We start from the raw sequence: 15,674 nt of genomic DNA on the forward strand, positions 1-15,674 counted from the left end.
AAATAAAAACGACACGAATCATTTTTCTTTAAATCATGAGTTTATCTACATTAAAAATCCCACATTATTTCATTCTGGTAGTTGTCCTATTATTTAATGCATTCTCAAACGCCCAGGAAGGCGACCAAATTCTTGATGGTATAGGAGAGACCGATCTAATAGCCCGTTATACCTTAGAAGAGGATCTAAAAGACTGGTCCAGAAATAATTTACACGCCACGATAACGGAAGAACCTCAGTTTGTTGAAGATTTGCAATTTGAAAAAACGCTTTCTTTATCTGGAAAAACAAATGAATACATTTACCTTCCAAATCAGATTCTAAATGGGGTTGAATCGCTTAGCGTAAGTAGCTGGCTTTATTTGAAAGGAGAAAATCAGGAGGCTTTCCTTTTTGATTTTGGCAAAAAAGAAGGAAATCATTTTTTTGCCGTTCCTGATAATTTTAAAAACATTGCCGGCTTTGTTGCAGGGCTTGAAACCGATTCAAATCTGCAACCTGCCAGCGGAGCTCAGACTATCGAAAAAGGAAAATGGGTGCATCTCGTAGTAGTACTCGACTTCCCCGCTCAGGCCTTACGCACCTATATTAATGGTGAAGAAGCTGCCGAAAAAATGATACGTTTTGATCTTTCAGAGGCATTTACGGGCACAGGAAATCAATTGGTTATTGGTCAATCTCTTGATGCAAAAGCTCCGGCTTTTACAGGTAAACTCCACGACTTCAGAATTTACAGAACGCCCTTAACTGAAAATCAAATCAAACGTATTTACAATGGTGCACTGCATGCCACGCACGTGGTTAACGAGCGTGATGAAGAAAATGTAGGTTTACCCCAATTTGACAAAGATGTACCTCAGCTTTACAACAGCTTTCTTACCGATGTTGCAGATATCACCGTAAACACTGCGGTGGGTGAATTACCCAGACTACCCCGATATTTAAAAGGAAATTACCGAAACGGGATAGAAAACGGCCCTCAGGTACGCGTCATCTGGCCCGCACCAACAGACAATGCTGCTGTGGCCCGCGCAGGCTCTTACAACATTACCGGGACTGTGCCCGGCACTGATTTTAAACCCAAAGCAACCGTAGTTGTTTCGGAAAACAGTGTGCAGCCAGCACCCCTACAAAAGCTGGAAGGCTTTCAACTGAATCAGGTTTTTTTAAATCCTGATTCTTCCGGTGAAGCTACTAAGTTTATGGAAAACCGGGATAAATTCCTATCCACGCTAGCCGGCACAAATCCAGATTCTTTCCTGTATATGTTTAGGGATGCTTTTGGACAACCTCAACCCGAAGGAGCTTTTGCTTTAGGTGTATGGGATTCGAGAGAAACCAAGTTAAGAGGGCATGCCACAGGTCACTATTTAAGCGCGCTTGCACAGGCATATGCCAGTACAGCCTATGACAAATCACTACAGCAAACCTTTGACCAAAAGATAAACTATATGGTAGATGTGCTGTATAACTTATCTCAGCTTTCAGGTAATCCACAAACTACAGGAGGTCCTGCTGAATCTGACCCTACGGCTGTTCCCGTGGGTCTAAACAAAAGCAGTTACAACTCAGATTTAAGCGAAGAAGGCATACGTACTGACTACTGGAACTGGGGCAAGGGCTTTATAAGTGCATACCCTCCAGATCAATTTATTATGCTTGAAAAGGGAGCTAAATACGGAGGACAGGTAGATCAGATTTGGGGTCCTTATTACACTCTTCATAAAATTCTGGCGGGTCTGATGGATATTTATGAAGTAAGCGGAAACAAAAAAGCGCTGCAAATTGCTACAGGTATGGGTGACTGGGTACACGCACGATTAAGCAAACTACCTACAGATACATTAATAAGTATGTGGAATACCTATATCGCAGGTGAATTTGGAGGTATGAATGAGTCTATGGCGCATTTGTACAGTTTAACCGGTGAGGAGCGGTATCTTGAAACCGCAAAACTCTTTGACAATATCAAAGTATTTTATGGGGACGCACAGCACAGTCACGGTCTGGCTAAAAATGTGGATACTTTTAGAGGCCTTCATGCCAACCAACACATTCCCCAAATAGTGGGTGCGCTTGAGATTTACCGCGACAGCCAGTCTCCCCAGTATCTTAAAGTAGCAGACAACTTCTGGTATAAGGTCAAAAACGATTATATGTACAGCATAGGTGGTGTTGCAGGGGCCCGTAACCCTGCCAACGCCGAATGCTTTATAAGTCAGCCGGCTACTATATATGAAAATGGTCTTTCTGCCGGTGGGCAAAATGAAACCTGTGGGACTTATAATATGCTTAAACTCTCCCGCGGACTCTTTATGATAGATCCCCGTACCGAGTTTATGGACTATTATGAACAAGGACTATACAATCAAATTCTGGCTTCAGTTGCCGAAGATAGCCCTGCAAACACCTATCATATTTCGTTAAGACCGGGATCTTCAAAACAATTTTCAAATGCTGATATGACCGGCTTCACATGTTGCAACGGTACTGCGTTAGAAAGCAGTACCAAGCTGCAAAATTCAATCTATTTTAAAACTAAAGATGACCAGGCACTTTATGTAAACCTCTATGTTCCTTCTACCCTGAATTGGGAATCAAAAGGTATAAGCATAGAGCAGGAAACCAGTTTTCCTCGCGAAGATGAGACTACTTTAATTGTAAAGGGCAAAGCCAAATTTGACCTTAGGTTGAGGGTTCCCGAATGGGCAACTCAGGGATTTTCAGTAACAATTAACGGAAAGGCTGAAAAATTACAGGCAACTCCCGGAAGCTATTTGAACATTTCGCGCAACTGGAAAAATGGCGATCGCATCACGGTAAAAATGCCGTTTGGTTTTCACCTGAAGCCTATTATGGACCAACCCAATATCGCCAGTCTATTTTACGGTCCGGTACTTTTAGCAGCCCAGGAAACAGAACCTTTAACCGAGTTCCGAAAAATTAAGCTGGATGCCCGTGATTTGGGGAAAACCATTACCGGTAACCCTAAAGCCCTCGAGTTTGAAATTGACGGAACTCTATTTAGACCTTTTTACGACACGTATGGGCGGCACTCCGTTTACCTGGATGTTTCGTTAAATTAATATATTGCAAGGCTCTCGGATCATTAATACCAAAAGAAAACCCGGAAAAGTTTTTCCGGGTTTTCTTTTGGTTATTTTTAAGCATTAGAATGTCTATAAAGTGAAACGTAATTGCATTTCGCTACAGTCAATAGACAAGGGTATTTTCTTCCTAATGCATTCTTCCTGTTTTGAATTTTAAAGTAAAAGACTTTGCTTAAACTTTTTGGGCAAATAAGTTTTTCAAGGTGAACATAAAACCTCAAACCGGATCGGATTGCAATTAACTTATTCAAACAACAACAGTAATTAGTTTGATTTGTAGTATTCTCAGTGTAAGTGATTTCAAAAGCTCTCCTAAAAAACATAAACTTCGATTTTATTAAATGTTTACCTAAGAACAACATTTGGCACAACTTAGCATTGCTTTCGTTGCTTTAAATCACAACGTATACTTTGTACACCTTAGATTATATGCCAAGAGCAATCTAAAATAAATGCTATTTCTTAAACAAATTAAAACAAAAAAAGCCACTTTAGTTTTACGTCTAAAGTGGCCATTTAAAAAAAATCTAAACTAATTAATAACCCGGATTCTGAGTTAAATTAGGGTTGGTATTTAGCTCTTCCAAGCCTATTGGGAAAAGCGTTGTATAATCTCCCTGTGGTGTGTGATTATACCAACTCTTAGTCTGGTAAACTCCAAATCTTATCAGATCTGTACGTCTTCTAGCTTCAGCAGCAAACTCCCAGGCTAATTCATCTAAAAATCTGCCATAAGGGACTGTAGCGGTATTACCTGCATCAGCAATTTCGCCATCCTCTCCCAAAACGCCGTATTCAACAGTTGTGTCGGCCATGAGCTCCGCCCCTGTGATTATAGCATCAGCTGCATTATCAAAAGCCCTGTTTCTAACATCACTAACTATAACAGCTGCTTCATCAGCTTTGTTTGTACGAAGTAGTACTTCAGCTTTCATCATAAGAACATCAGTATAACGTAACATGGGAAAGTCGTTACTCAGGCTTCCATTTGATCCCGGAGCTATGTCGTATTTATGACATCTTAGACCTTCTTCAAATTCACAGAAATAAATGCTAGGCATAAAGTTAACCAAAGTAAAAAGAACTTCACCGGTATCTGCATTTCGCTGTTCTCCTTCAAACCAGGTTTCTTCTAAACGTTTATCCCCGGGTTCGTAACTATCAATAATTTGAGGGTTTGCGCTGCTTCCTCCCCACGGCTGTGCTTCCATATTTAAAACATCCCGATGACTGGGAAGCAACATTTTCATATGCTGATTCCAACCTGCGGCATAAATACGATCATAAGGAACGGAAAATACAATTTCAGGAGATGATTGGTTTTCTGTAGTAAATATGGCTCCATAGTCACTATCTAAAGAATACTTACCAGATTGAATTATTTCGTTGCAAAGTTTAAGACATTCCTGCCATTGTGCAGTTCCTGTATAAACTTCTGCATTTAAATATACTCTGGCAAGAACTTGCATAGCCCCATATTTAGTTAATCTACCATATGTACTTACATCTACAGTTTCTGAAAGGTTAGGAATCACCTCTGTAAGTTCTGAAACAACAAAATCATAAACTTGCTGACGCGAACTTTGCTGAGGAACTTCATCACTAAAATCCTTAAGTATTGGAACATTGCCATGAGTATCCAGAAGGATCGAATAATATAAACCTCTTAAGGCTCTAAGTTCGGCCGTCACAGCCATGGCCTGATCTTCGGTAATTGGGAGAGAACCTGACTCTATTTGTGAAATTACACGGTTGATGTTGTTGACTCCTCTAAAACAGGATAACCAGGTATTTCTGGGCTGATATTGTGTTTCATCCCAGGTATGAAAATGCATTCGCTTATAAGTTCCTCCATCATCCCATCCGTTAGGTCTTGTAGGAGTTACAAAGGTATCTGCAGATTCTTCCTGTAAATCAAATAAGCCCTGCCAGCTCATGATATATCTAAGAGGCGTGTAAGCCGATGCTGTCAATGCAACAATATCCTCATCTGCAGGTATAAAGCTATCTTCTGTTATTTCAGAAAAAACTTCCTCATCAAGATTTGTGCACGAAGTTCCCAGAAAGGTGAGAAGTATTGCCATTGGTGCCAATTTTCTTAGGGCACTTGAAGTATTTATATTTCTTAATTTCATAATGATTTTTTTAAAAAGTTAAATTAACACCAAGGCTTAATGTTCGCGTTGTAGGGTATTTATCCCGATCATCATTACCAGGTGCCAAACCATCTCTGTTTACTTCAGGATCTACACCTTTATAACCGGTTATTGTGAGCAAATTAAGTCCTGATGCAAACACTCTTAAGCGATTAATAACATCACTTTTTTCGGTATTAAAAGTATAACCAAGGGTTACGTTATCAATTTTCCAATAGTCACCATTTTCGATGTAGTAGCTCACAAATCGCTGTACATCAGATAGGACTGCCTTTCCATAAACCTCATCAAAAGCAGAGTCAAGTACGTTATAGCCAATAGTTGGATTCTCATAAAACATTCTTGAAAAGTTTAAGATCTGGAAACCGAAAGCGCCTCGCATGTTGATGTTTAAATCCCAATTCTTATAATTAAAAGTATTATTCCAGCTCAGGTAATGCTTTGGTAAACCATTACCCAGTATTTGTCTGTCTGCTGTTGAAGACTCTGTTGCCGGAATTATTTCTCCATCTGCGTTCTCAACTAACCAAATTCCATCATCGGTTATGTCAACACTCTTTAAACCGTAGAAATTTCCAATAGTATCCCCTACTTCCACGATATGCGTAGCAATTTGAATAGGCTCGCCGGTATAACCTGCATAGAAGAAGTCATTAGTGGTTTGAAATTGGTCATTAGAAAGAGAAACTAATTTGTTGGTATTTGTTGAATAGGTAAAGACACTATTCCAGTTAAAATCTCCCTTTTGAAATGGATTTATTGTAAGTAATGCTTCAAAACCACTGTTACTCACCTCAGCGACATTAGCAGTTATACTACCATACAGATATGGCGGTGTGGGCACATCGTAGTTATATAAGGCATCTTTTGTATGACGATCGTAATAATCTAAAGCTCCGCTAAGTATACCACCGAAAAGATCAAAATCAAGACCTATATTAAATTCTTCCTTTTTTTCCCATCTTAAATCCGGGTTGGCATTTCTAGCCGGTATTAACTCACGAATCCATCTACCATTATAGAAGAAATAATTGCTGTAATTTAAACTACTTAAAGATTGGTAAGAGCTACCTGCGTTTATACCGGTTACACCAAATCCGCCTCGCAGTTTTAAATTATTAACCCAATCAACATTTTCCATGAAGCTTTCCTCATTAATACGCCATCCGGCAGATATCCCCGGAAAATTCCCCCATTTGTTGTCTGCTCCAAATCGTGAAGATCCTTCATGTCTTAAACTTGCCATAAGCAAATACTTATCATCATAATTGTAGGTTACCCTACCAAAGAAAGCTATGAGCTTATCAGAGCTTTTAGAACTTCCCATACCTGCCTGACCAAGAGGTAAGCCCTGACCTATGCCAATGTTATTATAGGTATAGGCATCAGAAGGAAAGTTTCGATTAGTAGCATAAAAGCCTTCGTAGACATTATCTTCGTAGTTATAACCTGCAAGAGCAGTAATTTTATGAAGGTCAAAGTTTTTCTTATAATCCAAAGTAATTTGGCCATAATTTCCTACATAGTCATCTGTACCTCTTGAAGCATAACCTTCCACTCCATTTTTTGTAGTAGAAACGTGATTCTTGGTCTCGTAATAACCGCGTATGTTAGAATTCCCTTTTCGGGTATACAATCCTTGAAGCGTAAGATCATCAGTAAATGAATAAGCGAGGCTTCCGGTAAAACGCATATTGCGATAACGGTTTTGACCGTCTGCTTCTTTAAGATAAGCTACAGGATTATCATAAAAATATACATCTCTTTCAAACCAGCTCCCATCTTCATTCTTTACAGGCTCTGTTGGGTTACGGATTAGGGCCTGTCTAAAAACATAAGGATTAAAACTATATCCATCGCCACCGGTATAAAATTCCTGCTCACTTACTATAACATTAAAATTACTTTTAAGCTTACCATCAAACATGGCGTGATTCACGTCAATTCTACCGGTATATCTTTTATTGTTTGTATTTATAAAGATACCTTCCAGATTACGGTAGTTAATAGAAGCACTTAGATTAGAATTTTTATTACCTCCCCTGAATAAAACGTTATGTATAGTACTTACTGAATTTTGAGTTATCTCATCGAGCCAGTCTGTGTCTGAACCATAATCCTGAAGATTGGCACCAGTAAACGTGTAGCCCTCATCATATTTATCCCTCAATTCTGAAGCATTTAGAAAATCAAGTTTGTTGCTTATGGATTGAAAGGATACGTTACCGGTATATTCAATTGTAGGCTGCATATTGTTACCGGCACTCTTAGTGGTAATGATAATTACACCATTTGTACCTCTTGTACCATAAATAGCCGTCGCCGAACCATCTTTTAATACATCAATAGATGCAATGTCTTCTGGAGCAACAGTTTGCAAACTTCCCGGAACACCATCAACTAAAATCAAAGGGGCAGAACTACCATTTAAAGTGGCAATACCTCTTAATCTAATCTGTGTGCCAACAGTAGGATCTCCTGAAGGTGCAGAAATGGAGAGACCTGCAACCTTACCCTGCACCAATTGAGCTGCGTCGCGCACATTACCTTCAATAAATTCATCAGATTTAACACTTGCAACAGCACTTGTAACATCCGCACGTTTCTGGGTTCCATACCCTATAACCACTACTTCAGATAGTGCTTCTAAATTTTCCTTTAAAGAAACTGTAATGTTGGTTTGATTACCTACAGATACCTCCTGGGTTTCAAATCCCACAAAAGAAAAAATTAATACCGCATCGGTCTGGGTGATAGTTAAATCAAAATTACCGTCAAAGTCAGTAACTGCGCCATTAGAAGTGTTTTGCTCCTTAACTGTAACTCCTGGTAGAGGCATCCCTTTATCATCTGTTACAGTCCCCTTTATATTCTTCTGTGAAAAAGAACATAGTGTGGCCATCAAAAAAAAGCTTAATAAAACCAGCTTGTGCTTCTCAAAGCGCAAATAGTTAGTTGGAAATAGATAAAATAGCATTTTACTCATGTGTTGGACATTTTTAGAATTACTGAATTGTTTAACAGCTTATCGCTTGTAAACACTGAGTAAAATTATAGAGATAGGAAGGAGAGACTTAACTAAATCTTAACACAACTTCATACTATGTTAACAATAAAATTCAAAAAACAGACAGGAAACGTGAATTTGAGTTCATTATATTCAACACAAAGAGCAAAGTGTTGAATATAATTCAGTGCTTGGGAATGTCGTCCCGAAAGTAGATATTATTAAAGTTATTTTGGATAGCCCCTAAAGACCATCAAAACTAAATTTTCAACAACAACTCCGGATCGGGACAGTTTTCCAAATAAAACGGAAGATTATTTTGAGTGGAAACTCCCGGATAATCGCCCACGTTTTGCTGCATATCTTTTACGATTTGGAAATGCAAATGCGGGGCGTAATCTCCGTTTTCGTGTGTTTCGCCTAAAAAGGCAATGCGCTCACCGGCTTCAAAAAACTGACCGGTTTTGAGATTTGCTAAAGATTCGAGGGACAAATGCCCGTAAAGCGTGTAGAACTGTAAATCTTCAAACTGGTGCTCCAGTATGATGCAGGGCCCATAGTCTCCGTAATTTTTGTTGTTTTTAAAACTGTGTACCTTTCCGGCCACCGGAGCCAGAATAGCCGTACCTGCAGGACACCAGATATCCAGGCCCAGATGAATGTTGCGGCGCAATTGCGGGTCTTCATTGTTGAAGTAAATGCTTCGGTCGTAGATGCTGCGCTTCTCCAGATACCCACCGTAAGCCACGCGACCATTCGTTTTAGACAGGAAAGCATCTATATAGAGCTGTATCGCTTCCGCGGAAGCGGTATCTACCTCTTTTAAAATGCTATTGTCAACCGAAAGATCCAGAAACCGATAATCTTCTGCCTTATAGGCTGCATCAATCACGGGCGTAAACCCTGTGGTGAGTGCGCTTAGTTTCCTGTTAAAATCAAGGTTTGTCATCAGCGCAAAAATACAATTCTCGTCCTGTTCTGCGCACAAAAAAACCCGTTCTGGCAGGAACGGGTTAATTCGATTAAAACCAACTAATCTATTAAAAACTAAACTTCAAACTTTCTTTTATTTAAGTACGATATCGCTAAACTTAGAGGATATCGCGATCATACTATCGGTATTGCGTGACTTGTAAAAACCGTTTACCATATTGCTGTTGTAGCCTTCCATCACTTTAGCATCGATGCGGGTAGGATAATTAAGCCTGCTACGCACCCCGTTAAAGTTGAAATGAAACGGCGAATCGGGCAGGTTGAGCACCACATCGCTGTTTTCTACATTGATGTTTAAGGTCTTGAAATTCTTACCCAGTTTAGGTATTGAAAGCTCACTAAAACTGCCTGAAATCACTGCGGTATCTTCCAGTTCGTTGATTACAATACTGCTGGCACGTGAGTTTACCGTAATATTCCTGGCCTTATCTATCACACAATTTTTAATGTATGTCGCCTGCAAGGTTCCATAATCCCAACTAGCCACATCCACCGGACTGTAAGCCACATTGATCAAGGTTTTATCTCCCGAAATGGTCTCAGCCATAAAATCACCGTGCGACAGATTTACCTTCGCATTTGTGGCTTCGGCGATCTTGATATTACCATGACGCACATTAAGGTCTAGCTTGGCATCTTTGGGCATATATATCACAATTTTACGCTTATAGGTGCCGCGTGGTTTTGTGTTAGCGGCAACAGGCCCTGCATTACTGCTGAAGCTGTAGGTCATTTGGGTACTTATATTACCGTTAGCATCGCGGGTTACGGTTTTTTGAAGGTTACCCCCTTGCTGCTCGGCCATTTGCTCAAGCTTTTTAGCAAAATCGTCGCTCCAACCCTGCATGGCTTTATCGATATTTCCACCCAGCGCCATCACATCGCTCTCTAAAGCTTTACCAAAACGGGCGCCCAAACTTTCTACCGAGCCGCCAAACTGCTTCCCGTAACGTTCACCCCAGGCCTGCATATCTCTGCTAAAGTCTGCTCCCCATGAATCTATATCTTTACGCCATTTGTCAACATCAGTCACACTTACAGTGGTACCGAATTTTTTATTCATCGCATCCACATAAGCCTTTTTATCTTTGGCATAGGCGCTTCCGTCAAAACTCATGTTCTTACCGAAAGGAGATTTTGGCATATCAAGCAAACTGCTTCCTGCTAGTCCCTGCCCGGCTTCCATTTTCTTTTTGTTGTCGCGCTCCCATTTTTTCATCACCGCATCAAAATCGTCTCCCAGATTTTGCTCGATTTTCTTTTTATACTGCTCCAGGTATTTAGCTCCATCGCGCTTGTATGCCTCGTAGTCAAAAGAAATGTTTTTCATCGCCTTATACTGGTCTGCCGGCAATTGTACTGCTGCAAACTGCTCCAGCATGGGGCTAAATACGTTTTGCATAACCGGCTGCATCATTTGCATGGAAGACGAAATAAGATCGTTAATCCCGCGTACCTGCATATCTCCCATTGCCACATTAACTGCTGCCGGAGCACCGCTGCTTAGTATACGTATCACCTTGCTGTTGCCCTGCACACTTACCTGCCAGTTTTTAAGCAATTGGTTTATTTCCTGTTCCGAAAGGTTTTCAGACTCTACAAAGGCTTCAACAGCCACTTCATTTTTATTCCAGTCTTCAAAAACCACATCGGCATACTGCGTGTCTGCGAGTATGGTGACATTGGCGTCTGTTGTAAAGCGCTCATCAAGCTTAAGGTCTTTAGTCTGTGCCAAAAGCTTGGGCAAACCGGCTAAAACCGCAAAAGCAAGCGCAAAACCATTTAAATAAAGCTTCATGTTATAGGGTATTAATTTGAATCTCATTGTTTTGAGATTGCTGTAATTCATTCAATTTTTCTTTTAGTTTAAACAGTAAATCAAGACGCAGTTGCAGGTTGTTAATCAATGACTGAATATTTTGATCGTTAACTCCGGTTTCTATCAAATCGGCATTAAGGCGATCATACTCTTTATTGAGCTCCTCAAGCTGCCCCATAAAGGCGTCAACTACGGCTTTGTTATCTTCGGTAACATTAAGCTGCGCAAGTTCTATATGAATACTTGCCAGATAGCGGTCTTCTATTTCCTTGTATTCGGGCGAAAAGTCGCTAAACTGAACTTTCTGTGCGTCAACTGCTGCTACCTGATTGGCTTCGGTAGTTTGTTGTACCTCTGCACCACTGCTCAGCGGATTATTGAGCAACAGACCCGCGACGGCGATAAGCACCACCAGCACCGCTGCAATTTTCATCCAGAGGTAACCTTCTGCCTTAGCTTTATTTTGCGCGCCAAAATGAGCATCAAGCCGCGCATTGAAGCGGGCTTCGTGACCTTTTTTAAGCCCTTCGGCCGGAATGCTCATGTCGTTTTTGAGCAATTCTCTAATATCCTGTGCCATTGTACTGTGTTTTAAGTTTTTCCTGCAATTTTTTCTTTCCGCGGTGTACCAGCGTACGCGAGGCAACCTCGGTGATTTCTAAAATTTCTGATATTTCCTGATGGTCGTAGCCTTCTATTAAAAAGAGCATCACGGCATAGCGGTACCGTTCGGGCAACTCTTCAATAGCCTGTTTGATTTGATCTATCGTGATCCCATCATCTACAGACCAGTCATTTTGCTCATCTACCGTGCCCAGCACGTGCTCGTTCATAGCGACCAGTTCCAGCTTTTTAGCCTTCAGCATATCGATGCTTTTATTGATCACAATACGTTTGAGCCAGGCACCAAAAGTGACTTCTCCATTATACTGGTGCATTTTGGTAAACGCCTTTACAAAACCCTCCTGCATGGCTTCTTCAGCTTCAAATGAGTTTTTTAAAAACCGAAACGCCACATAGTACATACCTTCGCTATATTTTTTATATAACTGCATCTGTGCGCGCCGGTCGTTTTGCTTACATCGCTCAAGTATTTCGGTAATTTGCAAAATGGTAAATGGTTAGTTGCTAATTCCTTTTTTAAAGACGAAATGATTTCGTCTGCGTTGCAAAGTGCAACATTTTTTTTCGAATAACCTCGATAGAATTTAAAAAGCTTTTTGGCATTCCTACTTTAAACACTAACCAACATCAGATTATCAAATAGTTAAAGCATAATTCCCTGGTTTTCAAATCGCTTTTGACATAAAAAAAACCGCCTGAATTTTCAGGCGGTTTTGGAGATCTGTTATACTTAAAACTAGTCTTCGTCGATGAGCAGGTTTAAAGTAACATCAATATTATCTTTGGTAGCTCGGGAGTACGGGCATACCTCGTGAGCCTCATTTACGAGTTTTTCACCCTGCTTGATATCTACAGTCGGTAAATAACAGTCCAGTACTACAGCAAGCTGAAACAAATCTTCTTTGTTTTTACCAATTTTTACGGTCGCGGTTACGGTGTAATCGCCTAAATCTACCTTTTTACTACGGGCTACGTGTGCCAAAGCACTGCCAAAACAGGCCGAATATCCTGCTGCAAAAAACTGCTCGGGGTTAGCCCCGTCACCACCAGAACCTCCCAGTTCTTTAGGGATGCTCAGATCAAAATCGAGTGTACCATCTTCTGTTGAAACGCTACCATTACGACCTCCGGTCGCGGTTGCCTTGGCTTTATATAAAGCTTTCATATTCCTAATTTTTTGTATGATTAGATAGTCAAGATACCAATACTGCCGCGAGCAATCAATCTTAGATTCTTAAAGATTTCACAAAAGTAGAAGGCTATTTTTATTGTTATGATTAGTTCAATTCAGGTATTGTTTCGGGTTTTTTGGGTTTCTAAAGCTGCTAAAAAGTTTAATCGTGGAAGCGTGGAAACGTTGAATCGTTTTCTACTTTTCACCTCTCACCAAATAAGAATCAAAACCGGAGATTTCATATTTTGTTTAAGCGTTAAACCGTGAAAACGTTGAATCGTTATTTGCTTTTCACCTCTTACCAACTAAAAATCAAAACCGGAGATTTCATATTTTGCGGAAGCATTAAACCGTGGAAGCGTTGAATCGTTTTCTACTTTTCTACTCTTACCAACTAAGAATCAAAACCGAAGATTGCATATTTTGTGGAAGCATTAAAACGTGGAAACGTTGAATTGTTTTCTACTTTTCTCCTCTTACCAACTAAGAATCAAAACCGGAGATTTCATGTTTTGTGGAAGCATTAAAACGTGGAAACGTTGAATCGTTTTCTACTTTTCACCTCTCACCTCTCACCTCTCACCTCTTGCTTCTCACCTCTCACTTTCTAATCTCGGTACTTTAATTATTGTATTTCGTATTTCGTATTTCGTATTTCGTATTTCGTATTTCTAAATTGTATTTTTCATTTCACGTAACTTTAGACACCAATTAATACAAACACCTTGAAGTCAGGAAAGCCCAATCATATTGACAGCACCGCAGCCGATAAACTCATCGCCCGGCGAAAAAAACAGCTGGATGCAGACGAACTGATTTCAAAAATTTGTAATGGAAACACCACAGCCCTCAGCCGCGCCATTACACTGGTCGAAAGCACAGCCTCTGCACATCAGCAACTGGCGCAGCAAATTTTGGAAGGCTGCCTTCCGCACGCTGACAAGTCGGTACGCATCGGGATCACCGGAGTGCCCGGCGTAGGCAAAAGCACCTTTATTGAAGCTTTGGGCAATCACGTCATAAAAGCCGGAAAAAAACTCGCCGTACTTGCAATAGATCCCAGCAGCTCGGTCTCTCACGGCAGTATTCTGGGCGACAAAACCCGAATGGAGCAACTCTCCGTAAACCCAATGGCTTTTATAAGACCTTCGGCGGCCGGCGACTCTCTGGGTGGTGTTGCCCGAAAAACCCGCGAAGCCATTATGCTCTGCGAAGCGGCCGGCTATGACGTTATTTTTATTGAAACGGTAGGTGTGGGTCAGAGCGAAACTGCCGTGCACGCGATGACCGATTTCTTTTTATTGCTAAAACTGGCCGGTGCCGGTGACGAACTACAGGGCATAAAGCGCGGTATTATGGAAATGGCCGACTGTATTGTAATCAATAAGGCCGATGGCGAAAACATCAATGCCGCCAAACACGCGAAAAACGCTTTTGCCAAAGCCCTGCACCTCTACCCTCCCAAAGTGAGCGGCTGGCAACCTAAAACCAAACTCTGCAGCGCGCTTAACCGGGAAGGTATTGAAGAAATCTGGAAACTCATAGAAAGCTATTTTGAACAGGTAAAAACTTCCGGATATTTTGAAGAAAACCGAAAAAACCAAAACGCCTACTGGCTAAAAAGCAGTATTGAAAACGCACTGAAAGATCGGTTTTACAACAACCCAAAGATTCAGGAAGCCTTACAAAAAAAACTTGTTGCTATTAACACAGGGCAAACCACGCCATTTCTGGCAGCACAGTTTTTACTCGAACTGAATTTTGCTAAAGATTAAGGTTCTACTTATCAAAAGCTGCAATCCCCGAAGGTTTTACTGCCTTAATCAAACCATCAGGGGTAAAGTTTAAACTGTCTACGCACAACTCACGCAATAAATTCTCAGAATTGGGTGAATCTGGAGAATGCCTGTGGTATAAAATATAATCCTGTCCGTTTTTATTGAACACCGTATGATGCCCGGGACTGTAGGTGATTGAGTCGGTTTCGGTAGAAAGGATAGGACTGTTTGAAGCTTCGGTAAATGGCCCGTATGGATTATCACCGGTAGCGTAACGCACTTTATAAGTATCTTCAATCACCTTTCCGTCTGAATACATCAGGTAATAGGTACCATCGCGTTTAATCATAATAGGTCCTTCAAAATAATTAGCCGGAGTCACATCTTTGATTTCGCCATCAAAAGTGATCATATCCTCTTTGAGTTTCACGACAAAACAATGCCCGTTTACCCAATTGAGACCAGAACCCCAGTACAGATAAGCCTGCCCGTCATCATCTATAAAAGCCTCGCCGTCTATCATATGATATTCGGGAAACAAATCCCCTTTGATTAAGGGCGAATTGTCTTCTTTAGCATTTTTCCAGGGACCCAGCGGACTGTCGGCCACACCGGCCCAGACTTCGCTACCCACCGAAACATACATATAATATTTTCCATTTTTAGCCTGAATCACCGAAGGTGCCCAAACCATTGAGCCGCCGGAAGTAGGACTGGTACAGGCTTCTTTAGTAGGCCAGTTGATGCTTTTCAATTCCCAGTTTTTAAAATCGGATGACTCTAAAACCGCTAGATCTTCCTTTCCCCAGGGATCTTTGGTGGCGTAAATATAGAATTTACCATCTGCCTGTACGATTGAAGGATCGGCGTAGTACCCGTCAGTGATTGGGTTTGTAATGAATTGTGTTTCGGTAGAATCTGCAACTGCAGTTGTTTCGTCAGCAGAATTTTTAGTGTTTTTACAACTAAATGCGGTCACAGCTAAAACAACCCCCAGGCTTGAAAATCTCATC

At 40.9% G+C, this 15,674-nt stretch carries 10 protein-coding genes; 2 read left to right on the forward strand and 8 right to left on the reverse strand.

Features of this window, described 5'->3' with window-relative positions; genetic code table 11:
* The first annotated feature begins 35 nt into the window (after nucleotides 1-35).
* Entirely contained in the window at nucleotides 36-3,086 is a 3,051-nt protein-coding gene (locus LLW17_RS15815; RefSeq protein ID WP_228231260.1) for a beta-L-arabinofuranosidase domain-containing protein, read from the forward strand.
* A 560-nt stretch (nucleotides 3,087-3,646) separates the two neighbouring features.
* Here LLW17_RS15815 and LLW17_RS15820 read toward each other — a convergent pair.
* From LLW17_RS15820 to LLW17_RS15850, 7 genes are all read right to left on the reverse strand, one after another.
* Entirely contained in the window at nucleotides 3,647-5,194 is a 1,548-nt protein-coding gene (locus tag LLW17_RS15820) for a RagB/SusD family nutrient uptake outer membrane protein (protein ID WP_228231261.1), read from the reverse strand.
* 61 nt (nucleotides 5,195-5,255) lie between these two features.
* Nucleotides 5,256-8,252 carry a SusC/RagA family TonB-linked outer membrane protein gene (locus tag LLW17_RS15825; protein WP_350355217.1) on the reverse strand — a complete coding sequence of 999 codons (2,997 nt, stop codon included), beginning with the start codon at nucleotides 8,250-8,252 and terminating at the stop codon, nucleotides 5,256-5,258.
* Between the two features lie 280 nt (nucleotides 8,253-8,532).
* Nucleotides 8,533-9,222 (reverse strand): peptidoglycan DD-metalloendopeptidase family protein, encoded by a 690-nt coding sequence (locus LLW17_RS15830; protein WP_228231263.1) that lies wholly within the window; start codon nucleotides 9,220-9,222, stop codon nucleotides 8,533-8,535.
* Between the two features lie 117 nt (nucleotides 9,223-9,339).
* A complete protein-coding gene (locus LLW17_RS15835; protein ID WP_228231264.1) occupies nucleotides 9,340-11,064 on the reverse strand; it encodes a DUF4097 family beta strand repeat-containing protein in 1,725 nt (574 codons plus the stop codon).
* Nucleotide 11,065: 1 nt separating this feature from the next.
* Nucleotides 11,066-11,665 carry a hypothetical protein gene (locus LLW17_RS15840; protein ID WP_228231265.1) on the reverse strand — a complete coding sequence of 200 codons (600 nt, stop codon included), beginning with the start codon at nucleotides 11,663-11,665 and terminating at the stop codon, nucleotides 11,066-11,068.
* On the reverse strand, nucleotides 11,649-12,140 hold the full coding sequence (locus LLW17_RS15845; protein WP_228231266.1) for an RNA polymerase sigma factor: 492 nt from the start codon (nucleotides 12,138-12,140) through the stop codon (nucleotides 11,649-11,651). Before LLW17_RS15845 ends, LLW17_RS15840 begins: the two co-directional genes overlap by 17 nt.
* 305 nt (nucleotides 12,141-12,445) lie before the next feature.
* The gene (locus tag LLW17_RS15850) at nucleotides 12,446-12,874 is read right to left on the reverse strand and encodes an organic hydroperoxide resistance protein (RefSeq protein ID WP_262909008.1); all 429 of its coding nucleotides are present in this window, start codon (nucleotides 12,872-12,874) and stop codon (nucleotides 12,446-12,448) included.
* Between the two features lie 734 nt (nucleotides 12,875-13,608).
* Here LLW17_RS15850 and meaB point away from each other — a divergent pair.
* Nucleotides 13,609-14,658 carry a methylmalonyl Co-A mutase-associated GTPase MeaB gene (gene meaB, locus LLW17_RS15855; protein ID WP_228231267.1) on the forward strand — a complete coding sequence of 350 codons (1,050 nt, stop codon included), beginning with the start codon at nucleotides 13,609-13,611 and terminating at the stop codon, nucleotides 14,656-14,658.
* Nucleotides 14,659-14,662: 4 nt separating this feature from the next.
* Here the strand turns inward: meaB and LLW17_RS15860 are convergent, their stop codons facing one another.
* Nucleotides 14,663-15,673 carry a DUF5005 domain-containing protein gene (locus LLW17_RS15860; protein WP_228231268.1) on the reverse strand — a complete coding sequence of 337 codons (1,011 nt, stop codon included), beginning with the start codon at nucleotides 15,671-15,673 and terminating at the stop codon, nucleotides 14,663-14,665.
* Between the last annotated feature and the right edge of the window lies 1 nt (nucleotide 15,674).

This window comes from Leeuwenhoekiella parthenopeia (assembly GCF_020782115.1).
Taxonomy (GTDB): Bacteria; Bacteroidota; Bacteroidia; order Flavobacteriales; family Flavobacteriaceae; genus Leeuwenhoekiella; species Leeuwenhoekiella parthenopeia.